Raw genomic sequence first — 24,369 nt, 5'->3', positions numbered from 1 at the left:
TTCGCGCGCCGCGCCGCCGAGCGCGATCGCCGGCGCCGCCGCCGCGGCGGGATCGAGATAGAGCGGCCGCGACGGGTCGGCGGGATCGACGCGGGCCGGCAGCAGTCGCTTGAGCAGCGCGGCGAACGGAGTCAACAGCGGCATGAAGATCAGCGCCAGCACGAGATTGAACGCGGTGTGGAAGTCAGCGACCAGCCGCGCCTTGTCCGGCTCGATCGTCACCAGAAAGCGCGAGATCATCGGCAGAAACGCCAGCGCGACGGCGACGCCGACGGCGCGGTTGAGGAGATTGCCAAGCGGCACGCGCTTGGCCGCCGGATCGGCGTCGGCGGCGCCTTCGAACCACGGATTGAGCGCCGCGCCAAGATTTGCGCCGAGCGCCATGGCGAGCGCGGCGAGCGGCGGCGCGGTCCCCTTGGCGGCGAGCGACATGACGATCAGCACGACCGCGGCGCTCGAATGCGTCGCCCAAGTCAGCGCGGCGGCCAGAATGACGTCGAGGACCGGTTCGGTATTGATGGCGCCGAGCAGCAACCTCAGGCTCGGCACGTCCTCATAGGGCGTGAACAGGCCGAGGAGCTGATGCAAGGCCATCAGCATCAAGCCGACGCCGATCGCCGCTCGTCCGAGATCGCGCGTCGCCGCTGTCGCGCGACGGAACAGGATCACGCCGATCAGGATCAGCGCCGGCGCGATCTCGGCGACGTCGAAGGACAGCGCCTGGACGATCAGCGTCGTGCCGACATTGGCGCCGAGCATCACCGCCAGCGCCGCGGTCAGATCGACGAGGCCGCCGGCGGCGAAACCCGTGACCATCAGGCCGGTCGCCGTGCTGCTCTGCATTACTGCGGTCACACCGAGGCCGGCGGCGAAAGCGGCGAGACGGTTGCGCAGAGCCGCGCCGAGCGCGTTGCGCAGCTTGGCGCCGAAGGCGCGCTGCACGCCTGTGCGCGCCATATGCACGCCCCACAGCAGCAGCGCGACGCTGCCGGCGAGATTGAGAAACGTCACAGAGAGGTCCATCGCCAGCGCCTCCGATGATCGTCAAGCCCACTGACCACCGGCCGCGCGCCAAGGCGCCGACCGCGACTCCGGCGATGATCTCGCAAGTCGGAGCGAGCGGCAAGCGCCGGTCCGCCAGGTCTAGCGCGCCGTCTTCAACCGCTTCGGCAGATCGCGGATGATCGCGCTCATGCCCGGTTCGTCGACGAGGTCGGCCGCTTCGTCGGGGTCGAACCATGCGACTTGCCTTTGGTCGCGCTCCTTCCAATCGGCGAGCTGGCGCTCGACTTCGAGCAGAAACACCTTGACCCGGCAAAGCTCGAAATGGTCGCTCAGCCGCTTCCAGTATTCGTAGAAGCCGATCGGCTTCTTGTGGATGCGGCCGACGACGCCCGCCTCCTGCAGCGCCTCGATCTGCGCCGCGTCGTGGTCCTGCCGGCCCTTCATCCGCCAGCCCTTCGGCGCAACGTAGCGCTTGGTGCCGCGCGAAGTGACGAGCATGACCCTCAGCCCCTCGGCCGGGTCGCGACGGATGGCGAGCGCCGCCACTTGTTTGCGAGGTTTGAATTTCGGCTTCGCCATGGCGGACCTTATGACAAGTTGACGCGCCCGCCTCAACCCCCCGCCTTACCGCCATAAACCCATTTCAGCTCACCCGGCAGTCCAAGCGGCGGCGGCGGAAAGGGGGCGGCCTCGCGCACCGCCTCAAGCGCCGCCGCGTCTACGCCATTCGAGCCGCTCGGATGCGTCACGCTCCGCTGCATAAGATTGCCGTGCGCGTCGACTTGGAAAGTGATCTCCCCGACGACTCGCCCGTATTCCGCTCGCACAGCGTCGGTCATGCGCAAGTGCTTCATCAACATCCCGTCGACTACCGACGGGTACGTCGTATCTGCAGTGCCGCCGCCGACGGCGCTCGCCGCGTCGCCTCGGAACTCGGCGTCGGGCACCGGCTCGAAGGTCGAGAATTGTTTGCCCTTCGACCAGGTCGGCAGCGGCTGACCGATCATCGTCGCGACCTTGACTTGCGAATCCGGCGCCGTGGCGGCCGTCGCCGGCGGCTCGGCGACCGAGAACGCTTCGTCGCTCGCCTTCTGTGGGCCGCCGTCGTCCTTTGCTTCCGCCTGATGGTCCGAAGTCGGCTCGACGGGTTTGGCGCCATTTTCTGACGCCGCCTTGTCGCCGGTCTGCGGCTGGTCGGGCGTGGCCTGCTTCTCGGCGTTCTTCGCCGCGACGGCGCCGTAGCGCGGCGTCTTGACGTCGCTGGCTTCGCCCCGCGGCGCGTCATGGGCGGGTTCGAAGTCGATCGGCGGCTTCGGCGGCGCCGGCTCGGGCGACGGCTGAGGCGGCGGCTGAGGCGGCGGTTTGGGCGGTTCGACGACAATCTCGACCGGAATTTCCTCGCTCGGCGGCGCCGCGCGCGGCGCCCAGTCGAATTGCAGCCAAATCGGGGCAAGAATCGCCAGGTGCAACGCCAGCGCGGCGCCGATCGCGATCCAGCGGTTGACGCCGACAAGCGAGGACGGGGTGCGCGTCTCAGCCACCCGCTCTGCCGGCTCAGCGCTCAGCGTCGTTGCGGGGGGCGCCGCCGCGCTGGGGTCCGTCGCGACCGCCGTCATGCGCTCCATCGTCGTCGTGTCGACCAAGACCATCATATTGGCGACCGCGCGGCCCTCACAAGCGCCGGCGCCTCAGCGCCCGCCGCGCCGCTCGCGCCAGGCGAGGAAAACGCCGCAACCGATGACGATGCCGGCCCCGAACAGCGTCGCGCCGGGCGGCGTGTCGCCGAACACCAGCCAGCCGATGACGATCATCCATAGCAGCTGCGTATAGCCGAAAGGCGCCATCGCTGAGGCCGGCGCACGCTGATGGGCGAGAATCATCAGCCAGTGGCCGAAGGCGCCGCTGGCGCCCATCAGCGCCATGATCGCCCATACCTTCGGACCCTGCGGCGTCACCCAGAACCACGGCAGGAACGGCGTCGCCGCGACCACGCCGGCAATTGAAGTCCACACCAGCGTCGTCTCGGCCGAGTCTCGCCCGGCGAGCATGCGGGTGGTGAGCCCGTAGAATGCGTTGCAGACGACGCCGGCGATCGCCACGAAGACGATCGGCTGGAAGGCCGACGTGCCCGGACGCGTGGCGATCACCACGCCGAGAAAGCCGACTGCGATCGCCGCCATGCGGGGGCCGCCGACCCGCTCGCCGAGCCACGGCCCGGCCAGCAGCGCGACAAACAACGGCGACAGGAACGAAATCGTCGAGGTTTCCGCGAGCTGCAGCTTGGTCAGCGCGAGGAAATTGAAGTAGGTCGAGCCAAGCAGCAGCGCCGAACGGACGAGCTGTAGCCACGGGCGCCTGGCGCGAAAGACTTGGGGCCGCGACAGCGGCCGCACGACCAGGAGGCTAAAGAACGCCGCGCCGACGTAACGCGCCCACACGACCTCGGCTTCCGGCAGGCGCATGCCGAGCCATTTGGCCGAAGAATCGATTCCGGAAAAGCACACCGTCGCCGCGCACATCAGCAAGACGGCGAGCAGCCGCATGTCGCGCTGCGCATGGCCGGTTTTGGCCGGTCGCGCCGCCTGAAGAGGCTGCGATCTTAAATTCACGCTTTGCGTTTGCGGCGCGCCGCTTCGTCGGCGACGTAGCCCGCGCGTGCCCCCAGTTCGAGTTATGACGCCCCAGCCATAGACGCGCCAGGCCGAGCGCGCAAATCCGTCTGGGCCCGATCGAAGCCAATTGACAGGCGCCGCGAAGGCGCCGCTAATTCGTCGCATGGGCGTGGTCGCGGCCACGCCCCGAGGATAACGAGTGGCGAAAACGGGCGAACGAAAAACGAAAGGGCGTAGCGCGCGGCCAGCGCGGGCGCTGCCGCGCTTCGTCACGCTGCTCGCCGCCCTTGCGGTCTTCGCCCAGCTCGTCGCCCTGCCCTATCATCATCCGCAGGAGCGCCACGACCTTTCGGTCGTCGCCGCGGAGCTCAAGGCGACCTTCGGCCCCACCGCCGTCCTCTGCACGCAAGGCGACGACGGGTCTTCGCCGGCAACGCGCGATCGCCAGCCAGGCGGCTGCGACGCCGGCTGCCCGCTGTGCCAGTTCGCTTCGCACGCGGCGCTGCTCGAAGCCCCACCGCCCGCCTTGCCCGAGCGACTGGCGAACGCCGACGGTCCGCCGCCGACCCATGCCGACTTCTTGCGGCCGCGCGCGCGCGCGATCCGTTTCGCCCAGCCCAGAGCCCCGCCTTTCTTCGCCTGACGTGAAATCCGCTCGCGCGCCGTCACCAGCGGCGCGCGAACCCATCTCTCACGACTTCAAGGCGAATCCTCATGCTTTCCACGACCTGGCGAAGCATCGCGGGCGCCGCAATTGGCGTTGCGGCGCCCCTCTGGCTATGTCCTGCGTTCGCGCACGCTGTGTGCGGCGACCGCATCTTTCCCGCCACCCTCGGCATCGACGACCCCGGCGTCGGCGACGAACTGGCGCTGCCGACGTTGACCTATCTGCCGCATAATTCAGACGGATCGCAGGAGTTCGACGCGAGCTTCAGCTACACCAAGACGATCTTTCCCGGTTTCGGACTGTCGGTCTCGGACGGCCCCACTTGGCTCAGGCCCGGCGGATATGGCTGGGGCGACGTCGATACCGAGGCCAAATACAATTTCCTCTGCGTTCCGGGGTGGGAGTTCATGGCGTCGGCGGGTCTCGACATGACCTGGGCCCATATCGGCACGCCAAACATGACCAAACCCTACAACACCTACACGCCGGTTCTCGACATGGGCCTCGGGTTCGGCAGCCTGCCGAAGAGCCTGAATATCCTGCGCCCGTTCGCCGTGACGGCCGAACTCAGCGAAACCATTCCCGGCGAAGCCTGGAGCGATGGGAACCAGAACCCCACCAGCCTCAATTGGGGCTTCGCCGTCCAATACAGCCTGCCCTACTACAATTCGCATGTGGCCGAGATCGACAACGACTTCTTCAAGCATCTGATCTCCGTCACCGAATTCACCTTCTCGAACAGCGCGAGCGGCCGCGGGGTCGGCGTCGTCGGCGAGCTGCACTTCTTCCTCGACGACATCTTTCCCAACTCGCTCGGCAAACCAATCTCGCAATGGGGGCAGCCATGAATCGTCGCTCGACCGTCAGAATCGCCGCCGCGCTCGCTTTCGTCTTCGCCGCCCCCGCGGCGTTCGCGCACGCCCAACTCGAAAAGGCCACGCCCGCTGTCGGCGGCGCGGTCACGTCGCCCGCCGAGATTCGGCTGAAGTTCAGCGAGGGCGTCGAACCGCATTTTTCAGGCGTCGCGTTGACCGCGGAGGGTGGCGCGGCCGTCCCGCTCGGCAAGCCTAGCGTCGATCCCGCCGACAAAAGCGTGCTGATCGTCAAGGTCGGCAAGACGCTGCCGCCTGGCGTCTACACCGTGACGTGGCGCGCCGTGTCGGTCGACACCCACCACACCCAAGGCGACTTCCAGTTCACCGTGACGCCGTGAGCGAGGCGCCGCCAATCGGCAACAAAGAAAGGATGCAACCATGACTCGATTTCACGCCATCGCCGCGGCGCTCGCGCTCGCGCTGTCGCTCGTCGCCGTCCCCGCGCTCGCTGAAGGAATCAAAGCGGGCGACCTGACGATCGAGAAGCCGTGGGCGCGCGCGACGCCAAGAGGGGCTGATGTCGGCGCCGCCTATCTCGAAATCCGCAACGGCGGAGGCGAGGCCGACAAGCTGACCGGCGGCTCGGCTGATTTCGCCAATGTCGAGATTCATCAGATGTCGATGCAGGGCAACGTGATGAAGATGCAAGAGCTGAAGGACGGCCTGGCGATCCCCGCCCATGGCGACGTCAAGCTCGCGCCCGGCGGCTACCACATCATGCTGACCGGCCTGAAGCATCCCTTGGTCAAGGGCGAGACCGCCAAGCTGACGCTGACCTTCGAACACGCCGGCGCAGTCACGGTCGATTTCCCGGTCGTCGGCGTCGGCGCCGCCAGCGGCGACATGAAGGGCATGGACATGAAGGGGATGAAGGGGATGTAGCCGCCAGCGGCGGCGACGCCGTCAGATCGCGCGGCGTGGAGACCGCCCTCGCCCTCTGCCGCTTCGCCCATTTCGCCGCGGCGATGACGCTGTTCGGCGCGACGGCCTTCGTCGTGGCGCTGACGCCGCCCGATCTCGCGCATGCGCTTCGACCGGCGACGCGCGCAATCGCGGCGGCGGCGATTCCTGCCGCAGCGCTCAGCGCGGTCGTTTGGCTTGCGCTCGAATCTGCGTCGATGGTTGGCGACTGGAGCGCGTTCTTCGATCTCGGGTCGATCAGCGCGGTCCTAACCGATACGGACTTTGGCGCCGTGTGGCTGTGGCGGCTTGTTCTCGCCGCCGCGCTCGTCGTGGCGCTGGCGCTCGGCCGCGGCGGTCCGACCCTCGCGCTCCTCCTCGGCGCGGCGCTGCTGCTGGCGAGCCTCGGTCTCGTCGACCATGCGGCAATGCAGGCCGGCGCCGTCGGAGTGCTCCATCGCGCCAACGACGCGACGCATCTGCTGGCGACGGCGGCGTGGCTGGGCGGCCTGCCGATGTTCGCGCTCTGCCTCAAGGCCTATTGCGACCCGAATCTAAGCGCGGGCGCGGTGACGGCGATGAGGCGGTTCTCGTTCTGGGGCCAGTTCGACGTCGCGATTGTCGTGCTCACCGGCGTCGCCAATGTCGCGCTGACCAGCGGCCTCGGCGCGCTTGCGCCGGCGACGCCCTATCGCCTGCTGCTCGCCGCCAAGCTCGTTCTGGTCGCGACGATGATTGCGTTGGCGCTGTTCAACCGCTACGTCCTCTCGCCGCGACTGGCGCCTGACGGCGCGGCGCGGCGTGCGTTGACGCGCAGCTGCGTCGCCGAGGTCGTCCTCGGCGCGGCGGTCGTCGCGCTGGTGAGCCTGTTCGGCCTGCTCGACCCGCGCTAGGCGCGCTCGATGCGGATCACCTGTGGCTTTTCGCGCACGACGCCGTCGGCGACCGCCAGATCCAGCGCTTCGCGGATCGAGGCTTCGGTGGTGGCTTTGGTGATCAGCACCACCGGCACGAACTCGCTCGCCGGCGCGCCCACGTCCGAGCGCTTTTGCATGATCGCTTCGAGCGAGATGCTGCGCTCGCCCATTCGCTTGGCGATCACCGCCACTGAGCCGGGCCGGTCGACGACCGACATGCGCACGTAATAGCCGCCCTCGTGGCGCTGCATCGGCACGCGCTCGGCCTCGACCAGCGCGGCGACCGGCCGGCCGAACGCCAGCCCGACGTGACCGCGGGCGATGTCGCAGATGTCGGCGGCGACCGCCGAAGCGGTGGCGTCGCCGCCCGCCCCCGGTCCGACCAGCGTCAGCGCGCCGATCGCGTCGCCGTCGATCGACACCGCGTTAAGCACGCCCATGGTCTGCGCCAACGGCTCGGACTTGGCGACCATGGTCGGATGGACGCGCTGCTCGACGCCCTTGGCGGTGCGCTCGGCGACGCCGAGCAGCTTGATGCGGTAGCCGAGTTCGTCGGCGGCGGCGAGGTCGGCGAGCGTGATCGACTCGATGCCCTCAATCGAAACGGCGTCGGCGTCGATCCTGGTGCCGAAGGCGAGCGAAGCGAGAATGGCGATCTTGTGGGCGGTATCGAAGCCGCCGATGTCGAAGGTCGGATTGGCTTCGGCGTAGCCGAGCTTCTGCGCCGCGGCGAGGCAGGCGTCGAACGACAGGCCGTCGCTTTCCATGCGCGACAGGATGTAATTGCAGGTGCCGTTGAGAATGCCCGACACGCGGCGCACCTCGTTGCCCGCCAGGCCTTCGCGCAGGGTCTTGATGACCGGAATGCCGCCGCCGACCGCCGCCTCGAAGGCGAGCGCCGCGCCGTTCGATTCGGCGAGCGCAGCCAGTTCGAGGCCGTGGGCGGCGATCATCGCCTTGTTGGACGTCACCATCGGCAGACCGCGCGACAGCGCCGCGCGCGCCGCGGCATAGGCCGGCCCATCCGCGCCGCCGATCGCTTCGACGAACACGTCGATATCGGCGGTTGCGGCGAGCGCTGTCGCATCGTTGTAGAACGCGGCCTGCTCCAGGCCGGGGCCGCATTCGCTCCGGCTGAGCGCGCTGACCGCGACGATGGCGATGTCGCGTCCGGCGCGCGCAGTCAGGTCTTCGCGCCGCCGCTGCAGAAGGCGGGCCAAGGCCCCGCCGACCGTGCCCACGCCCGCGAGGCCGACCCGGAAAGGTTTCGCCATTCGACCGCTGTCCCAATGAAAAAAGCCGCATTCGCCGACTCGGGGCCCTATTTGCCCCAGTCGCGACCGGCGATCAACAAAGGACTCAGCGGTAGCGCTCGAAGGGGCTCTTGGCCTTCTTCTTGCGCTCCTTGCGGGCGGCGTAGCGCGCGTCGCGATCGAGCTTGCGCTCGTATTCGAGCCGCTCCTCTTCCGCGCGACGGGCGTTTTCGGCCGCGTCGCGCGCAAGCGCCTCCTGGCGCACAGCCTCGATACGAGCGGCCTCCTCCGCGGCGAGCCTCGCCGCTTCGGCCGCGGCGGCCTCGGCGCGGCGGCGCTCACGCTCCACCTCGCGCGCCGCGCGCGCTTCAAGAACAGCGCGGCGCTTGGCCTCGCGTTCCTTCACTGCCGGATCGTTGGGGTCGTATTTCGGGCGGGAAAGAAACTTTTCCGCCATCGCTTTGCGCGCCTCGGCGGCGGCGGCCTGACGGTCCTGAAATCGGTTGCTGGTGAAAAACGACATTCCGCCTCGTGAGATTCGTTGAGCGAGCGGGCTCTTGCCACAAACGGCGTCGGTCCGCAATCGCGCCGTTCGCATTGCAGCATTGCGCCCAGCAGGGGCGCCCCTGCGACCCCCAAGCAAAGCCAAATCTTTGTGCTCACAATGATTTTACCGGCTTGCGCAGGCCGCGCGCGCCCGCGCGCGCCCACGTCGGCGCGCCGCTTTGCCGCGGGTTCCAGCGTCGCAGGGACCCTCGTCAGTCTGAGGCAAGCTCCGCCCGCTAGCGATCGCTGTCGCTCGCCCAGACGTCGCGCAAGCGGCCAGGCGGCGTCCAAGAGGGAGCGGACAGCGGCGAGACGATCGCGTCGCGGCCGGTCGCCGGGGTCTCGCAGCGTCGTTGCGTTCCAGCGGTCGGGCTCAGCGAGGACTCCGGGCATGGTTCTTTCCGGCTTCAGGCAGGCGATCGCCGCGATCCGCAGGCCCCGCAAGGGTAAGGCCGGCGGCGATAGGCCCGACCTCAGCCGGCACGCGGCGCGGATCATCGACGAAATGGCGGTGGCGACCTTCGTCCTCGATCGCGACGGCCGCGTTGCAGTGTGGAACGACGCCTGCGCCCGCTTGACCGGCCTCGAGGCGGCCAAGGTCATCGGCACCAAGGACCATTGGAAGGGCTTCTACCTCGCCGCGCGTCCGTGCTTGGCCGATCTCGCGCTCGAGGGCGGCGCGGCGAAAGTCAGCTCGCTCTACGCCGCGCAGGGCGATGGCGGCCGCAGCGACCGCCTGGAAGCCAAGAACTGGTGCGACCTGCCGCGCGGCGCGCGCGTCTATCTGGCGATCGACGCCGACCTGGTGCGCGATTCGACCGGCGCCCTCGTCGGCGTCGTCGAGACGCTGCAGGACCTGACTGCGGTCAAGGAAGCCGAGGCGGCGATCGCCGCCGAGCGCGCGCGCGCCGCCGAGCGACTGGAGACGGTCGTCGCCGCGCTCGGCGCCGGCCTCGCCGAACTCGCCACAGGCGACCTCGTCGCGCGGGTCGAAACCGAGCTGCACGAGGAGGCCGACCGGCTGCGCCTCGACTTCAACGCCGCCGCCGAGGCGTTGCATTCGGCGATGGGCGCCATCGTCGAGGTCGTGGCGACGATCCGCGGCGGCGCCGATCAGATTTCCGGCGCGATCGACGAATTGTCGACCCGCACCGAGGGCCAGGCGACGAACTTGGAGCAAACCGCGGCGGCGGTCGACCAGATCACTGGCACGGTGAAGAAGACGGCCCAAGTCGTCGGCGCCGCCCACAAGGTCGTGTCGGCGGCCAAGGGCGACGCCGAGCGCAGCGGTGAGATCGTCCGGCAGGCGATCGCGGCGATGGGCGGCATCGAGCAATCGTCGAAGCACATCGTGCGCATCATCGGCGTCATCGACGAGATTGCGTTCCAGACCAATTTGCTGGCGCTCAACGCCGGCGTCGAGGCGGCGCGCGCTGGCGACGCGGGGCGAGGCTTTGCGGTCGTCGCCTCGGAAGTGCGCGCGCTGGCGCAACGCTCGGCCGAAGCGGCCAAGGAGATCAAAGGCCTCATTTCGTCTTCGGCGACCCAGGTCGGTCTCGGCGTCGACCTCGTCGGGCAGACTGGCAAGGCGCTGGAACGGATCGTCGCTCAGGTCGTCGAGATCGACAACGTCGTCTCCGCCATCGCCGCCAGCGCCGAGGAGCAGGCGAACGCGCTGCAACAGGTCGATCGCGCCGTATCGCAGATGGATCAGACGACCCAGCACAACGCTGAAATGGCGCAGCAGACGACCGCCGCCGCGCGCGCGCTCGCCGCGCAGGCGAACGAACTCGACCGGTTGACCGGCCGATTCAGCATCGCCCGCGCCGGCGCACGTCGCGAACCGCCGCGCGCCCGCGCTGCGCGCGTCGCCGCCGAATGAGCGCGAACGTAGAGAGACGGCGATGATCGCTGTCGCAACCCTGTGGCTGCTGTGTCTCGGCCTGTTCCTCGATCTCGCCGACAGGGCGCCGACGCTCGACGACAATTAGCGGCCGCGGCGAGCGCGCGCGCTTAGATCGACAGGCAGACATATTTGAGCGTCAGATATTCGTCGATGCCGTATTTCGATCCTTCGCGACCGATTCCCGACGCCTTGACGCCGCCGAACGGCGCCTCGGCGGTCGAGATCAGGCCGGTGTTGACGCCGACCATGCCGTATTCGAGCGCCTCCGCCACTTTCCACACCCGAGAGAGGTCGCGCGCATAGAAATAGGAGGCGAGGCCGAATTCGGTGTCGTTGGCCATCGCGATCACGTCCTCGACCGTGTCGAAGGCGAACAGCGGCGCGACCGGGCCGAAGGTCTCCTCGCGCGCGAGCCTCATCGTTGCGTCGGCGCCGACGAGCACGGTCGGTTCATAGAACAACGCGCCGGCGGGATGACGCTTGCCGCCGACCGCCGCCTTGGCCCCGTGCGCGAGCGCGTCGGCGATATGGGCTTCGACCTTGGCGAGCGCAGCGGGGGAGATCAGCGGACCGATTTGCACCCCGGGCTCGGCCCCGTCGCCGACCTTCAGCTTGGCGACCGCGGTGGCGAGTTTGTCGGCGAACGCCTCGAACACGCCGCGCTGCGCATAGATGCGGTTGGCGCAGACGCAGGTCTGGCCGGCGTTGCGGAACTTGGCGATCAGCGCGCCCTCGACCGCCTGGTCGAGATCGGCGTCGTCGAAGACGATGAACGGCGCGTTGCCGCCGAGCTCGAGGCTGAGCTTCTTGATCCCGTCGGCGGCCTGGCGCATCAGGATCGAGCCGACGCGCGTCGAGCCGGTGAACGAGAGCTTGCGCACTTTCGGATTGGCGCAGAATTCCTGGCCGACGCCGGAAGAGTCGGCGCTGGTGACGACGTTGAAGACGCCGGCGGGAATGCCGGCGCGCTCGCCGAGCGCCGCCATCGCCAGAGCCGACAGCGGCGTCAGCTCCGCCGGGCGCGAGACAAACGTGCAGCCGGCGGCCAATGCGGGCCCGACCTTGCGCGCGATCATCGCGTTGGGGAAGTTCCACGGCGTGATCGCCGCCGCGACGCCGATCGGCTGCTTGAGGACGAGGATGCGCTTGTCGGCGAGGTGGCCGGGAATCACGTCGCCGTAGACCCGCCGCGCCTCCTGGGCGAACCATTCGACGAAGCTCGCGCCATAGAGGATCTCGCCCCGCGCCTCGGCGAACGGCTTGCCCATCTCGGCGGTCAGGATGCGCGCGAGATCGTCGGCGTTGGCGAGCATCAGGCGGTTCCATTCGAGCAAAATCGCCGAGCGCTCGCGCGCGGTCTTGGCCGACCAGGCGGGAAACGCCGCCGCGGCGGCGTCGATCGCCGCCCGCGCGCCGGCGACGCCGACGTCGGCGACCTCGGTAATCAGCGCGCCGTTGGCCGGATTATGGACCGGCTTGCGATTCGCCGCCTCGGTCCAGACGCCGCCGATGTAGGCGCGGTCGCGCAACAGCGACGGGTCGTTGAGCTTCAGCATCGTTTCGCCTTTCGTCTGGGGGATTGCGGGACCTCGCCGGCCCACGCGCGCCCGCCCGCGCCGGCGCGCCGCGGCAAGCGGCGAGCGGCGGGGCGGCGCGTCGAAGCCTGGGCCGAGCAGCCGGACAAAGCCGTGAACGCGCAATGGGGCGCAGTGCGCGACGGCTGTCAATCCCGCCCGCCGCGCAACTCGGCGTCAGCTTGGCGGGGAATGACTCTGCGATGCGCAGAAAGCTCGCCGCTCAGCGCCGACATCCACAACAACGTCCAGACGGTGACGGCGCGCGTCGGCTGGACGTTCCGAACCCGAGTCCCTATCGGGCGCCGCCGTCCGACGCGACCTCGCCTCAGCGGCGCGCGCCTTGCGGCAGACGGCCGGTCGCGCGCGACAGCTCGTCGTCGCTCCAGCCCAATTGATCGTAGCCGCCGCGCCAGTAGACGAGCGCGCCGCCGCCGGCGCTCGTCGCGGCGCGCTTGACGCGGCCGATGACGATCGCGTGGGTGTGGCGTTCGACGACGGCTTCGACGTCGCATTCGAACGTGGCCAGCGCATCCGACAACAGCGGCGCGCCGCTCGGCGGGATCAGCCAGCGGCCCTCGCGAAAGCGCTCGACGCCCTCTTCGCCGGTCCGGCCGGCGAAACGCTCGGCGAGCTCGCGATGATCGGCGCCGAGCACGCTGACGCCGAGAGCAACGCCGGGCGCGAGGCCCGCGTAAGTCGACGAAGCGCGATTGAGACAGACGATCAGCGTCGGCGGAACAAGCGACAGCGACGCGATCGCGGTCGCGGTCATGCCGGCAGGCGCGCCGCCGACGCTGTGGGCGACGAGGCAAACGCCGCTCGCGAACTGACGCATGGCGGCGCGAAACGCGTCGACGTCAGTCTCGGCTGGCGCCGAACCGCTTGGAGAAGGTCGGCGAAAAGCGTCGATGGCCGCCATCACCGTCATGCAAAGCTCCTCGTCGTTCGTCTGCGGGCCTGGCGCGCTTGGCGACGTCACGCCTGCGGCGGATGGAAGACGCGCTCGCGCAATTCGCGCTCGTAGTCTTCCGGCGACTGAGGCTCGGGATCTCGCAGCGCGGCGACGATTTTCCCGCCCCAGGCGCCGAATCGCCGCCATGCCGCGGCGCGCGCGCGGGAGATTCGCCCGATCGTCAGCGAGACGGCTCCGAAGCTTCGTGTCATGTGCGCCTCGAATTTGCTAGTTGACAATTTTTATAGATATACTGCATTAATGGTCACGAGGCAAGCGCCGAATGGCCGGGCCACTTGAAATACAAGGGGTTTACGATGAATCGGCGAGAGTTTCTGATCGCGTCCGCCTCGCTGGCGGTCGCAGGCGCGACGCCGGCCCGCGCCGACGCGCCGCGCGAACTCAGGATCGGCTACCAGAAGACCGCCATCCCGCTGGTGGTGAAAGCGCAAAAACGCCTCGAGCAGCGCTTCGAGCCGCAGGGCGTGACGGTCAAATGGGTCGAATTCGCCTTCGGCCCGCCTCTGCTGGAAGCGGTCAACGCCGGCGCCGTCGATTACGGCTACACCGGCGACGCGCCGCCGATCTTCGCCCAGGCCGCGCGCGCCGCCATTGTCTATGTCGCCGTCATTCCGGCGCGCGGCTACGGCCAGGCGATCGTCGTCCCCGCCGATTCCCCGGCCCAGACTCTCGCCGATCTCAAGGGCAAGAAGATCGGCGTCGCCAAGGGCTCGAGCGCGCACAATCTGCTCGTCTCGGCGCTCGAAAGCGCGAACATACCGTGGGCCGACATCGAGCCCGTCTATCTCGCGCCGGCCGACGCCGCCTCGGCGTTCTCGCGCGGCGCGATCGACGCTTGGTCGATCTGGGACCCGTTCTACGCTATCGCCGAGTTGAGGCAGAAGGCGCGGCCGCTGCCGATCGACCCCAAGGCGACGACGCAAAACAGCTTCTTCCTCGCCAACCGCGATTTCCTCGCCAAGCACGCCGACGTCGTCGCCGCCGTCAACGAAGAGATCGCCAAGGCGACCGCGTGGGCGGGCGATCATCGCGACGAGACCGCGGCGCTTTGGGCGGAGGCGAGCGGCGTCGACATCGCGGCGCAGAAGCGCTCGGTCGACCGCGCCGAATTCAGTTTCGGGCCGCTGACTGACGCGGTGATCGCTCAGCAGCAGGCGGTCGCCGACCGCTTCCAGAGGCTTGGCCTGATCCCGGCGCCGATCGTCGTGCGCGACATCGTCTGGTTCTGGAAACAGAGCGCCTGAAACCCCACGACACGCGCGAGGTCCGATCATGAGCGAATCGAACAAGCCACTGGACGTCTTCTGGTTCATTCCCGTCAGCGGCGACGGCGCCTACCTCGGCAGCGACAAGGGCGCGCGGCCAGCGGACTTCTCCTATCTCAAGCAGATCGCCCAGGCGGCCGACCGCCTCGGCTTCGGCGGCGCGCTGATCCCGGTCGGCTCGCACTGCGAGGACCCGTGGATCGTCGCCGCCGCGCTCGCTTCCCACACCGAGCGGCTGCGTTTCCTCGCCGCGTTGCGGCCCGGCCTCGCGACTCCAACCCATTTCGCCCGCCAGACCGCGGCGCTCGACCGCATCAGCAACGGCCGCTTCCTGGTCAACGTCGTCGCCGGCGGCGACCCTAGGGAACTCGCCAGCGAAGGCATCTTCCTTTCTCATGACGACCGCTACGCCCATGCGGCCGAATTCCTGACTGTCTATCGCCGACTGCTCGCTGGCGAGACGGTCGACTATTCGGGCCGTTACGTGCAGGTGAAGGGCGCGCGGCTGTTGTTCCCGACCGTGCAGCCCAAACTGCCGATCTGGTTTGGCGGGTCGTCCGAGCCAGCGCTCGATCTCGCCGCCGATCAGGTCGACGTCTACCTGACCTGGGGCGAACCGCCGGCTGAGGTCGCCGAAAAGATCGAGGCGGTGCGGACGCGGGCGGCAGCGCGCGGCCGCACGGTCAAGTTCGGCATCCGTCTTCATCTCATCGTGCGCGAAACCGAGGCGGACGCCTGGGCCGTCGCTGACAAGCTGATCGCCAACCTCTCCAACGAGGCGATCGCCGCAGCGCAGAAGAAATTCGCCGAAGACTCCGATTCGGTCGGGCAGCGGCGGATGACCGCGCTCCACCACAGCGGCCGGCGCGACGGGCTCGAGATCGCGCCCAATCTGTGGGCCGGCATCGGCCTCGTTCGCCGCGGCGCCGGCACGGCACTGGTCGGCGACCCCAAGACGGTCGCGGCGCGCCTGCGCGAATATCAAGCGCTCGGAATCGAGACCGTCATCGCCTCCGGCTACCCCCATCTCGAAGAAGCCTACAAGGTCGGCGAGCTCCTGTTTCCGGAACTCGGGATCGGCGAAGCGAATCGCTTCAACCACGGCACGGCGCCCGGCGAGTTCGGCGTCGGCGCGTTCAAGCCGGCGATCGCCGCCGAGTAATCCTGAGCGTCGGCGGCCGTCGCGCGCCTCCTGCGGCGGCCGAGATCCTCTCGACCAAGTGCGGAACGACCCCATGGCCGACGCCGTCACCAGCCTGCGGCGACCGTTGCGAATGGCGCGGATCGCGCCTCGCCTCGACCTCAGGCGTCCTCTCGCTCCGGCAATCGGCTGGATCGCCCCAGCGCTGCTCGTCGTCGTCTGGCAGGCCAGCGCGTCGCTTGGCTGGCTGCCGGATTCGCTGCTGCCCTCGCCGATCGCCGTTCTCGCCGCAGGCTGGCGCCTCACGCTGTCGGGCGAGCTGCCGCGCAATGTCGAGGTCAGTTTCCTGCGCGCCTTCGCCGGGCTCGTCGTCGGCGGCGCGATCGGCTTCGGCTTTGGGCTCGCCAACGGCCTCACGCGGGTGAGCGACCGCCTGACCGACACGACCCTGCAGATGGCGCGCAACATCCCTCACCTCGCACTGATTCCCCTCGTCATCGTCTGGTTCGGCATCGACGAGGCGGCGAAGCTGTTCCTCGTCGCGCTCGGGGTGTTCTTCCCCATTTACGCCAACACGCTGCACGGCGTGCGTTCGGTCGACCCGCAGCTGGTCGAGATGGCGAAGAGCTACGGCATGCGGCCTTTCGAGCTGTTCCGCCGCGTCATCCTCCCCGGCGCCCTGCCCTCGATCTTCGTCGGCCTGCGCTACGCGCTCGGCGTCATGTGGCTGACCCTGATCGTCGCCGAGACCATCGCGGCGCAGTCGGGGGTCGGCTACATGGCGATGCAGGCGCGCGAATTCATGCAGATCGACGTCGTCGTGCTGGCGATCGCGATCTACGCGCTGCTCGGCAAGCTCGCCGACGCGATCGTGCGCGCGCTCGAGCGCGCCTGCCTCGCCTGGCGGCCGACCCTGCACGGAGATTGACGCTCATGACGCCTGCTGAAGCCGCTTCCTCCCGCCGCGCCGCCGTCAGCGCGCCGGCCGCGCCGCTCACGTTGCGCGGAATCGTCAAGGCGTTCGGCGACAAGAAGGTGCTGCGCGGGCTCGACTTCGACGTCGCCGCCGGCGCGTTCGTCGCCATCATCGGCCGCAGCGGCTGCGGCAAGAGCACGCTGCTACGTCTGATCGCCGGGCTCGACGCGCCCGACGCCGGCGCGATCGACTTCGAGGGCGGCGCGACCGTCGTTCCGCGCGTGATGTTCCAGGAGCCGCGGCTGCTGCCGTGGGCGAACGTCATCGCCAACGTCGAAGTCGGCCTCGGCACGCGACGGCGCGAGCCGAACGCGCGGCGGCGGGCGCTCGACGCGCTCGCGGCGGTCGGCCTCGCCGACCGCGCCGTCGACTGGCCGGCCACTCTGTCGGGCGGCCAGAGGCAGCGCGTCGCTCTGGCGCGGGCCTTGGTCAGCCGACCGCGCTTCCTCGCGCTCGACGAACCGCTCGGCGCGCTCGACGCGCTGACGCGGATCGAGATGCAGTCGCTGCTCGAAGCGGTGTGGCGGCGCGAGGGTTTTGCCGCCTTGCTGGTCACCCACGACGTCGCCGAGGCGGTCACGCTCGCCGATCGCATCGTGCTGATCGAAGACGGCGCCGTCGCGCTGGACCTCGACGTCGCCCTGCCACGGCCGCGCCTGCGCGGCTCGCCCGCGTTCGGCCGGCTGGAAGAAACGATCCTCGACCGCCTGCTCGACCCGTCGCGAAGCGCCTAGGGCGGCGAAATGCCGGTCCTCAGCCGGGCGAGGCCTCGCCGCCAAGCCCGCCTGACGCGGTCGGCGCGCCAAACGCGCCGCGCCCCCGCCAGATCGGCGCGACAGACGCCCTACCAACGCGCGCCGCGCCGAACGCGGGGTCTGGTCTCTCTTTTTTAACGCATTGAATTAGCTTCATAATCTCGCCAAGGCAAGCGCATCCGCGCCCTGCGGCGCCTTGCCCCGCCGGGTCGGAAATCCCGATCTTGCCGGCGCGCGGCGGCGGCGCTACATTTGTTGGGAAAAGCTTTTCCCAAATGACTGGGAGGCTTTTTTCGAGAGCGAACCGTCCTCGAATTTTCCCGGGAGAAACGCCATGACCAAGCGGTCTACCTGCGCCGCGCTCGCCGCACTCTTGTTGGGGAGTGTGGCCTTCGCCTCCAGCGCTTTCGCCGACAATCTGACCATGTGGGTGCGCGCCAGCGGCACCAACGCCGCCGCCCACCTGGTCGACCTCTGGAATTCGACCCATGCCGACAAGATCGAGCTGACCACGATCCCCGACACTCAGATGGTCACCAAGCTCGCCACCGGCGTTCAGGCGAACGAGGTTCCCGACCTGGTGTCCTTCGACCTCATCTACATGCCGGATTTCATGAAGGCCGGCTTCCTCGAAGACCTCACCGCCGAATTGAAGGCCGATCCGAACTTCGCTTCCGTCGCCAAGGCCTATGTCGACATCGCCACCTACCAGGGCAAGCTCTACGGCGCCGGCTTCACCCCCGACGTCTCGATCCTGGTGTGGAACAAGGACCTGTTCAAGCAGGCCGGCCTCGACCCGGACAAGCCGCCGCGCACGATCGGCGAGATCCATGACGACGCGAAGAAGATCCGCGCGCTCGGCCCCGACATCTACGGCTTCTATTTCTCCGGCGCCTGCCCCGGCTGCAACATCTTCACCACCTCGCCGATGATGGTGGCGGCGGGCTCCAAAATTCTGCCCGCCAGCGGCGACGACGACGCGCTGACCGGCGACGGCGTCAAGCAAGTGCTCGAACAGTTCAAAGAGATGTGGAACGAAGGGCTGATCCCCAAGAGCGCCCAGGCCGACAGCGGCGCGAATTTCGCTTCGATCTTCAAGACCGGCAAGATCGGCATCCAGGGCACCGGCGGCTTCCTGCTTGCCGAGCTCAAGCACGACGCGCCGAACATGAGCTTCGGCGTGACCTTCCTGCCCGGCGTGAAGGAAGGCCAAGTGTCCTCGTTCGTCGGCGGCGACGTCGTCGCGATCCCCAAGGGCTCAAAGCACCTCGCTATCGCCAAGGCGTTCATCGCCTGGGAGCTGACCGACGAAGCCCAACTCGAGGGCCTGGCCAAGAACAACATCCTGCCGTCGCGTCCGGCGCTCGCCGACAACAAATATTTTGCCGCCGATCCGCGCGTCGTCGTCACCGCCAAGGCGATCGGCGTCGGCTACGTGCCGTGGGTCTATCATTTCGCCGACATGGTCAACTCCGACTCTAGCCCCTGGATCAACATGTTGCAGCGCGCTATTTTCGACGGCGACGTCGACGGCGCGATCAAAGAGGCGCGCCAAAAGATGAAGGACATCGCCAGCGAGTGAGCGTCGGGTCAACGCTCCAAAGAGGCGACGGATCATGCGAGCGCAACGCTCGAGGCGATTGCAGGGCTGGCTCTTCATCGGGCCCGCCCTGCTGTTCGTCGCCGTATTCGTGCTCATTCCGCTCGGTCAGCTCGCATTCACGTCGCTGACCGACCGGTCGCTGCTCGGCGGCGGTCGCTTCGTCGGCTTCGAGAACTATCTGCGTATCTGGCGCGACTCCAGTTTCTGGCGCGCGCTGGCGTTCACCGTCCAATACACGATCGTCCTCACCCCGATCCTGATGGGCCTCGGCTATGCGCTGGCGCTGCTGACATTCGACAACACGCCGCTCAAACGCCTGACGCGCACGATCGTGTTCGTGCCGGTGATCATCGGCCTGTCGAGCTCGAGCCTGCTGTGGTTCTGGCTGCTCGACGAGCAGGTCGGGCTGTTCAACAAGCTGCTGGTCGATCTCCATGTGCTCAAGGAGCCGATCGTCTGGTTCGTCTCCGCCGATCTCGCCTTCTGGGCCGTTGTGATCTCGATTACCTGGAAGGTCGTCGGCTTCGGCATGGTGCTGTTCGTGTCGGGGATCCAGGCGATCAATCCCGACATCGTCGAGGCCGCGATCATGGACGGCGCCAGCTACTGGAGCCGGGTTCGCCTGGTCATTCTGCCGCTGACGCGGCGGATCCTGTTGCTGACGACGCTGGTCAGCGCGATCGGCTCGATGCTCGCCTTCGACCAGTTCTACATCATGACGTCCGGCGCGCCGCGCGGACAGACCTTCACCGCGGTGTACTGGATCTATCAGAACTCGTTCGTGTCGTTCAAACTCGGCTACAGCTCGGCGCTGTCGGTCGTGTTGACCTTGGTCATCCTTGTCTTGTCGGCGCTGCAGATCGCGCTGACCGTGCGCAGCGAGGCGGCATGAGCGCGGCGGCGATCGCCTCCGAGATCGGCGCGCTCGCGCCGCGCCGCAGGCGGCGCACGCCGCCGTCGGCCTATCTCGCCGTCGCGGCGTGCGTCGCGGTCATGGCGATCATGGCCGCGCCGCTCGTGTTCTCCTTCTTCGCCTCGATCGAAACGCCGACCGAGGCCTCGTCGGCGCCCCATTACCTGCCGCAAACCTTCAGCCTGCAGAACTATCTCAAGGTCGCCGGCTATCAGGCGGGTCTGGCGACCTATGTCGCCAATTCGACCCTGGTGGCGCTGATGACGATCCTCGCCTGCGTCGCACTGGCGGCCCCGGCGGGCTACGGGCTCGCCCGTTTCTCGACCTACGGCAAGGAGATCGCGTTCCTCTTTCTGCTGGCGCCGATGATGATCCCCTATCAGGCGCTTCTGACCCCGCTCTATCTCGATTTCGCCAAGTTCGGGCTGGTCGACAGCCGCATCGGGCTGGCGATCGTCCACACGATCCTGCAGCTGCCGTTTTCGGTCTATCTGATGCGCAACGCCTTCGAGGCCGTTCCGCGCGAGATCGAAGAGGCGGCGATGATCGACGGCTGCTCCGCCTCGCGGCGACTCACTTATATTTTCCTGCCGCTCGCCGTCCCGGGCCTGGTCACCGTCGCGCTGTTCGCCTTCATCAATTCGTGGAACGAGTTCCTCGCCGCGCTGGTCTTCATGAACCGCGAATTCTCTTTCACCGTGCCGATTCTGCTGGTCAGCGTGCGGACAGGCGATCACGGCGCGGTCGACTGGGGGGCGCTGCAGGCGAGCATCGTCCTGTCGATCATCCCATGCCTCGTCGTCTATCTCGCGCTGCAGCGCTATTACATCTCCGGTCTGCTTTCGGGCGCCGTCAAATGAACGATCTGCCCCCCGACGACACGCCTGCGCCCGGCGCGCGAACCCTTCGCGACGTTGCGCGGCTCGCCGGCGTATCGGTCGGCACGGCCTCCAAGGCGATGAACGCCGGCGGCCGCCTCAGCGCCGAGACGCGGGCCAAGGTGCTCAGCGCCGCCAAGACGCTCGACTATCGCCCGAACGATCTCGCCCAGAGCTTGCATCGCGCGCGCTCCATGACCGTCGGCATCCTGTCGACCGACAGTTTCGGCCGCTTCACCTTTCCGATCGTCGAGGCGCTCGAGCGGCGTCTGTTCGATCACGGCATCGCCGTCTTCATGTGCAACGCGACCGACGATCCCGCACGCGAGCGCCGGCACATCGAACAGCTGCTCGGCAAGCGGGTCGACGGACTGATCGTCACAGCCCGGCGCGTCGACAAGCGCGCGCCGATCGTCCCCGCCGTGCGCGGCCTCCCCGTCGTCTACGTGTTTTCCCATGTCGACGATCCGGACGCGCTCTGCCTGCTGCCCGACGACGAAGGCGGCGCGAAACTCGCCGCCGGCCACCTCGCCAAGCTCGGCCGCCGGCGCATCGCCCACATCACCGGTCCGAGGCATTTCGAAGCGGTGCTGCTGCGCGAGAAAGGCTGGCGCGCGGGTTTGAACGAAGCGGGACTTCCGGCCGAGGACGCTGACTGTCTCTCGGGCCGCTGGTCGGAGGGCTGGGGACGCGAGGCGGTCGAGACGCTGTTCGCCCGCGGCCGCGGCGCGCCGGACGCCCTCTTCTGCGGCAACGACCAGATCGCCCGCGGCGCGGTCGAGGCGCTGAGGGAAAAGGGCCTCCGCGTGCCCGACGACGTCGCGATCGTCGGCTTCGACAACTGGAACGTGATGACTGAGGCGACGCGCCCGCCGCTCACCAGCGTCGACATGAACCTCGGCGCGCTCGGCGGGGAAGCGGGCGCCGCGCTCATCGAGATGATCGCCGGCGGCGCGCTCGCCGGGGTGCGCCGCTTGCCCTGCTCGCTGGTCGTTCGCGCTTCCTGCGGAGCGCGCGGACCCGCCGCCGCCTGAGAGGAGCCCATGACCGACCGATCCTATTCACCGCTCCCCTTCGCCGATGTGGCGGTGACCGGCCCGTTCTGGCGCGAGCGGCTCGACACCGTGCTCACGCGCACGATTCCGAGCCAGCACGCCAAGCTCAAGGAGACCGGCATCCTCGCCTCGCTAAAGCTCCCCAAGCCCGTTCCGCCGCTGACGATCCCGCGCAATAAGCACAATTTCACCACGCAGATCTTCTGGGACTCCGACATCGGCAAATGGATCGAGGCGGCGAGCTATGCGCTGTCGCATCGCCGCGACGCCGACATCGAGGCGAAGATCGACGCGATCGTCGACGACCTCGCGCGCGCCCAGTCGTCCGACGGCTATCTCAACTGCTGGTACAACGGGCGCGAGCCCGACAAGCGCTGGACCAATCTGCGCGACAACCACGAGCTCTACAACGCCGGCCATCTGCTCGAAGGCGCGATCGCTTACTTCCGCGCCACCGGCCGGCGGCGCTTCCTCGACGTCATGGAGCGCTACCTCGACCACATCGCCGCGACCTTCGGGCGGAGCCCCGGCCAGAAGCGCGGCTATGACGGCCACCAGGAAATCGAGCTGGCGCTCGTCAAGCTCTATCGGCTGACCGGCGACCGCCGCCGCCTCGATCTCGCCGCCTATTTCATCGACGAGCGTGGCCGTCAGCCGCATTATTTCACCGAGGAAGCGATCGCGCGCGGCGAAGACCCGGCCGCCTTTTGGGCGGGAACCTACGAATACAACCAGTCGCACCTGCCGGTGCGCGAGCAGACCAAGATGGTCGGCCACGCGGTGCGCGCGATGTATATGGCCTCGGCGATGGCCGATCTCGCGCTCGAGCTCGGCGACGCCCGCCTCAAGCGCGCCTGCGAAGCGCTGTGGCGCGACGTGACGACGGCGCAGATGTACGTGACCGCCGGGCTCGGACCGAAGGAGAGCAACGAAGGCTTCACCGAGCCCTACGACCTGCCCAACGAAACCGCCTACGCCGAGACCTGCGCTTCGGTCGCGCTCGTCTTCTGGGCGCAGCGGATGCTGCATCTCGATCTCGACGGCGCCTATGCCGACGTGATGGAGCGCGCGCTCTACAACGGGGCGCTGAGCGGCCTGTCGCGCGAGGGGACCGATTATTTCTACGCCAATCCGCTCGAGAGCCGCGGTCAGCATCGGCGCTGGGCGTGGCACATCTGCCCGTGCTGCACGATGAATGTCTCGCGGCTGGTGGCCTCGATCGGCGGCTATTTCGTCTCGAGCTCGGACGCCGGCGTCGCCGTCCACCTCTACGGCGGCTTTTCCGCTTCGCCGACGATCCAGGGCAAGCGCGTCGCGATCAAAGAGACCAGCGACTATCCGTGGTCGGGCGACATCCGCATCGCGGTCGATCCGGAGGCGCCGTCGACGTTCGAACTGCGGCTGCGCATCCCCGGATGGGCGAAGACCGCGAGCGCGACGGTCAACGGCGAACCGATCGCGCTGCGCCCCGAGCGCGGCTACGCGGCCATCTCCAGGCGATGGAGCGCCGGCGACGTCGTCGCGCTCGATCTGCCGATGCCGCCGGAACGGCTCTACGCGCACCCCAACGTGCGCATGAACGTCGGCCGCGTCGCGCTGAGGCGCGGCCCGCTCATTTATTGCGTCGAGGAGGCCGACAATCCCGGTGGGCCGGCGCAACGGCTGACGCTGCCGCGTGAGGCGCCGCTCAAGGCCGAGCGGGCCGATCTGTTCGGCGGCGTGACGATGCTGAAGGCGCCGGCGAAGGCGCTCGCGCCCTCGGACGGCGCCGCGCTCTATTCGACGACGCCGCCGGCGACGCGCGATGCGACGCTCGCCGCCATCCCCTACTTCCTCTGGGCCAATCGCGAGCCCGCCTCGATGCAGGTCTGGATCGCCGAAGCGCCGACGTGAACGGAGCGCGGCGACGCCGCCCAACTGTCAGTTGGCCCGCCTGCCGTCGCCGTCGAAGCGATGCACGCGGTCTTCGCGCGGGGTGACGAAGATGTCCTGGCCGGCGACAAGCGCGTTCTCGCCAGGCAGACGCAGGGTCAGCGCGCCGATCCCTTCGGCCTCGGCGTGAACCAGCGTGTCGGAGCCGAGATGTTCGGCGAGCCGGATCTTCGCCCGCCATTCGCCTGCGGTCGTCGAGACGTCGGCGTGCTCGGGCCGAATGCCGATCGTCGTCGCGCCGCGCTTGGCCGCCGGCTCGCCGCGGATCAGGTTCATCATCGGCGAGCCGATGAAGCCGGCGACGAACAGCCCGTTCGGCCGGTTGTAGAGCTCAAGCGGCGAGCCGACCTGCATCACCGAACCCCTGTCGAGCACGACGATTTTGTTGGCCATGGTCATCGCCTCGACCTGGTCGTGGGTGACGTAGATCATCGTCGTCTTGAGCGTGTTGTGCAGTTCGCCGATCTCGACCCGCATCTGCACGCGCAGCGCCGCGTCGAGGTTGGAGAGCGGCTCGTCGAACAGGAACGCCTTGGGCTCGCGCACGATCGCCCGGCCGATGGCGACGCGTTGGCGCTGGCCGCCGGAGAGCTGGCGCGGCTTGCGGTCGAGATAGTCGG

Annotated in this window: 25 protein-coding genes; 15 read left to right on the top strand and 10 right to left on the bottom strand. The window is 68.4% G+C overall.

The features are described from left to right. From ABSF49_RS11370 to ABSF49_RS11355, 4 genes are all read right to left on the bottom strand, one after another. Positions 1 to 1,023, bottom strand: a 1,023-nt coding sequence (locus ABSF49_RS11370; protein WP_424112769.1) for a Na/Pi cotransporter family protein, incomplete at its 3' end; no start/stop codon positions are given. A 120-nt stretch (positions 1,024 to 1,143) separates the two neighbouring features. Beyond that, positions 1,144 to 1,584 (bottom strand): NUDIX hydrolase, encoded by a 441-nt coding sequence (locus tag ABSF49_RS11365; protein WP_424112768.1) that lies wholly within the window; start codon positions 1,582 to 1,584, stop codon positions 1,144 to 1,146. A gap of 32 nt (positions 1,585 to 1,616) precedes the next feature. Then, positions 1,617 to 2,657: an energy transducer TonB family protein gene (locus ABSF49_RS11360; RefSeq protein WP_424112767.1), complete on the bottom strand. Its 1,041-nt coding sequence runs from the start codon at positions 2,655 to 2,657 to the stop codon at positions 1,617 to 1,619. Positions 2,658 to 2,693: 36 nt separating this feature from the next. Then, positions 2,694 to 3,548: a DMT family transporter gene (locus ABSF49_RS11355; RefSeq protein ID WP_424112766.1), complete on the bottom strand. Its 855-nt coding sequence runs from the start codon at positions 3,546 to 3,548 to the stop codon at positions 2,694 to 2,696. Between the two features lie 268 nt (positions 3,549 to 3,816). On the opposite strand from ABSF49_RS11355, the gene ABSF49_RS11350 reads away from it, so the two are divergent. The 5 genes from ABSF49_RS11350 (at position 3,817) to copD (ending at position 6,952) form a co-directional block, all read left to right on the top strand. Continuing rightward, the gene (locus tag ABSF49_RS11350) at positions 3,817 to 4,260 is read left to right on the top strand and encodes a DUF2946 family protein (RefSeq protein WP_424112765.1); all 444 of its coding nucleotides are present in this window, start codon (positions 3,817 to 3,819) and stop codon (positions 4,258 to 4,260) included. 158 nt (positions 4,261 to 4,418) lie between these two features. Beyond that, positions 4,419 to 5,132 (top strand): hypothetical protein, encoded by a 714-nt coding sequence (locus ABSF49_RS11345; RefSeq protein WP_424112764.1) that lies wholly within the window; start codon positions 4,419 to 4,421, stop codon positions 5,130 to 5,132. After that, entirely contained in the window at positions 5,129 to 5,497 is a 369-nt protein-coding gene (gene copC / locus ABSF49_RS11340; RefSeq protein ID WP_424112763.1) for a copper homeostasis periplasmic binding protein CopC, read from the top strand. Before ABSF49_RS11345 ends, copC begins: the two co-directional genes overlap by 4 nt. A gap of 40 nt (positions 5,498 to 5,537) precedes the next feature. Next, entirely contained in the window at positions 5,538 to 6,041 is a 504-nt protein-coding gene (locus tag ABSF49_RS11335) for a copper chaperone PCu(A)C (protein ID WP_424112762.1), read from the top strand. A 35-nt stretch (positions 6,042 to 6,076) separates the two neighbouring features. After that, the gene (gene copD, locus ABSF49_RS11330) at positions 6,077 to 6,952 is read left to right on the top strand and encodes a copper homeostasis membrane protein CopD (RefSeq protein WP_424112761.1); all 876 of its coding nucleotides are present in this window, start codon (positions 6,077 to 6,079) and stop codon (positions 6,950 to 6,952) included. Here the strand turns inward: copD and ABSF49_RS11325 are convergent. Together ABSF49_RS11325 and ABSF49_RS11320 are read right to left on the bottom strand one after the other, a co-directional pair. Further along, positions 6,949 to 8,250, bottom strand: a complete 1,302-nt coding sequence (locus ABSF49_RS11325; RefSeq protein ID WP_424112760.1) for a homoserine dehydrogenase — start codon at positions 8,248 to 8,250, stop codon at positions 6,949 to 6,951. The genes copD and ABSF49_RS11325 overlap by 4 nt on opposite strands. A gap of 85 nt (positions 8,251 to 8,335) precedes the next feature. Next, the gene (locus ABSF49_RS11320; protein WP_424112759.1) at positions 8,336 to 8,752 is read right to left on the bottom strand and encodes a DUF6481 family protein; all 417 of its coding nucleotides are present in this window, start codon (positions 8,750 to 8,752) and stop codon (positions 8,336 to 8,338) included. Between the two features lie 414 nt (positions 8,753 to 9,166). Here ABSF49_RS11320 and ABSF49_RS11315 point away from each other — a divergent pair, with 414 nt between their 5' ends. Continuing rightward, on the top strand, positions 9,167 to 10,657 hold the full coding sequence (locus ABSF49_RS11315; protein WP_424112758.1) for a methyl-accepting chemotaxis protein: 1,491 nt from the start codon (positions 9,167 to 9,169) through the stop codon (positions 10,655 to 10,657). Positions 10,658 to 10,788: 131 nt separating this feature from the next. On the opposite strand, the gene ABSF49_RS11310 is transcribed toward ABSF49_RS11315, so the two are convergent. The 3 genes from ABSF49_RS11310 to ABSF49_RS11300 all read right to left on the bottom strand — a co-directional run bounded on the left by ABSF49_RS11310 (position 10,789) and on the right by ABSF49_RS11300 (position 13,422). Next, entirely contained in the window at positions 10,789 to 12,237 is a 1,449-nt protein-coding gene (locus ABSF49_RS11310; protein ID WP_424112757.1) for an NAD-dependent succinate-semialdehyde dehydrogenase, read from the bottom strand. A 346-nt stretch (positions 12,238 to 12,583) separates the two neighbouring features. Continuing rightward, the gene (locus ABSF49_RS11305; protein ID WP_424112756.1) at positions 12,584 to 13,186 is read right to left on the bottom strand and encodes a flavin reductase family protein; all 603 of its coding nucleotides are present in this window, start codon (positions 13,184 to 13,186) and stop codon (positions 12,584 to 12,586) included. A 47-nt stretch (positions 13,187 to 13,233) separates the two neighbouring features. After that, positions 13,234 to 13,422: a hypothetical protein gene (locus ABSF49_RS11300; RefSeq protein ID WP_424112755.1), complete on the bottom strand. Its 189-nt coding sequence runs from the start codon at positions 13,420 to 13,422 to the stop codon at positions 13,234 to 13,236. Between the two features lie 105 nt (positions 13,423 to 13,527). On the opposite strand from ABSF49_RS11300, the gene ABSF49_RS11295 reads away from it, so the two are divergent. The 9 genes from ABSF49_RS11295 (at position 13,528) to ABSF49_RS11255 (ending at position 23,710) form a co-directional block, all read left to right on the top strand. Continuing rightward, positions 13,528 to 14,475: an aliphatic sulfonate ABC transporter substrate-binding protein gene (locus ABSF49_RS11295; protein WP_424112754.1), complete on the top strand. Its 948-nt coding sequence runs from the start codon at positions 13,528 to 13,530 to the stop codon at positions 14,473 to 14,475. A gap of 28 nt (positions 14,476 to 14,503) precedes the next feature. Beyond that, positions 14,504 to 15,658: an FMNH2-dependent alkanesulfonate monooxygenase gene (gene ssuD, locus ABSF49_RS11290; protein WP_424112753.1), complete on the top strand. Its 1,155-nt coding sequence runs from the start codon at positions 14,504 to 14,506 to the stop codon at positions 15,656 to 15,658. 112 nt (positions 15,659 to 15,770) lie between these two features. Next, positions 15,771 to 16,565: an ABC transporter permease subunit gene (locus ABSF49_RS11285; RefSeq protein WP_424112770.1), complete on the top strand. Its 795-nt coding sequence runs from the start codon at positions 15,771 to 15,773 to the stop codon at positions 16,563 to 16,565. 5 nt (positions 16,566 to 16,570) lie between these two features. Then, entirely contained in the window at positions 16,571 to 17,347 is a 777-nt protein-coding gene (locus ABSF49_RS11280) for an ATP-binding cassette domain-containing protein (RefSeq protein ID WP_424112752.1), read from the top strand. 355 nt (positions 17,348 to 17,702) lie between these two features. Beyond that, a complete protein-coding gene (locus ABSF49_RS11275; protein WP_424112751.1) occupies positions 17,703 to 18,950 on the top strand; it encodes an ABC transporter substrate-binding protein in 1,248 nt (415 codons plus the stop codon). A 34-nt stretch (positions 18,951 to 18,984) separates the two neighbouring features. Further along, the gene (locus tag ABSF49_RS11270) at positions 18,985 to 19,863 is read left to right on the top strand and encodes a carbohydrate ABC transporter permease (protein WP_424112750.1); all 879 of its coding nucleotides are present in this window, start codon (positions 18,985 to 18,987) and stop codon (positions 19,861 to 19,863) included. After that, a complete protein-coding gene (locus tag ABSF49_RS11265) occupies positions 19,860 to 20,744 on the top strand; it encodes a carbohydrate ABC transporter permease (protein WP_424112749.1) in 885 nt (294 codons plus the stop codon). Before ABSF49_RS11270 ends, ABSF49_RS11265 begins: the two co-directional genes overlap by 4 nt. Beyond that, positions 20,741 to 21,796: a LacI family DNA-binding transcriptional regulator gene (locus ABSF49_RS11260; RefSeq protein ID WP_424112748.1), complete on the top strand. Its 1,056-nt coding sequence runs from the start codon at positions 20,741 to 20,743 to the stop codon at positions 21,794 to 21,796. Before ABSF49_RS11265 ends, ABSF49_RS11260 begins: the two co-directional genes overlap by 4 nt. A 9-nt stretch (positions 21,797 to 21,805) precedes the next feature. Continuing rightward, on the top strand, positions 21,806 to 23,710 hold the full coding sequence (locus tag ABSF49_RS11255; protein ID WP_424112747.1) for a glycoside hydrolase family 127 protein: 1,905 nt from the start codon (positions 21,806 to 21,808) through the stop codon (positions 23,708 to 23,710). Between the two features lie 27 nt (positions 23,711 to 23,737). Here ABSF49_RS11255 and ABSF49_RS11250 read toward each other — a convergent pair. Further along, the coding region (locus tag ABSF49_RS11250; RefSeq protein ID WP_424112746.1) for an ABC transporter ATP-binding protein at positions 23,738 to 24,369 on the bottom strand (632 nt) is incomplete at its 5' end.

Origin of the sequence: Roseiarcus sp. (assembly GCF_049514155.1) — a bacterium.
In the GTDB taxonomy this organism is placed as follows: domain Bacteria; phylum Pseudomonadota; class Alphaproteobacteria; order Rhizobiales; family Beijerinckiaceae; genus Roseiarcus.
The sequence above is the reverse complement of the archived record's forward strand: the minus strand, read 5'-3'. Positions and strand labels throughout refer to the sequence as shown.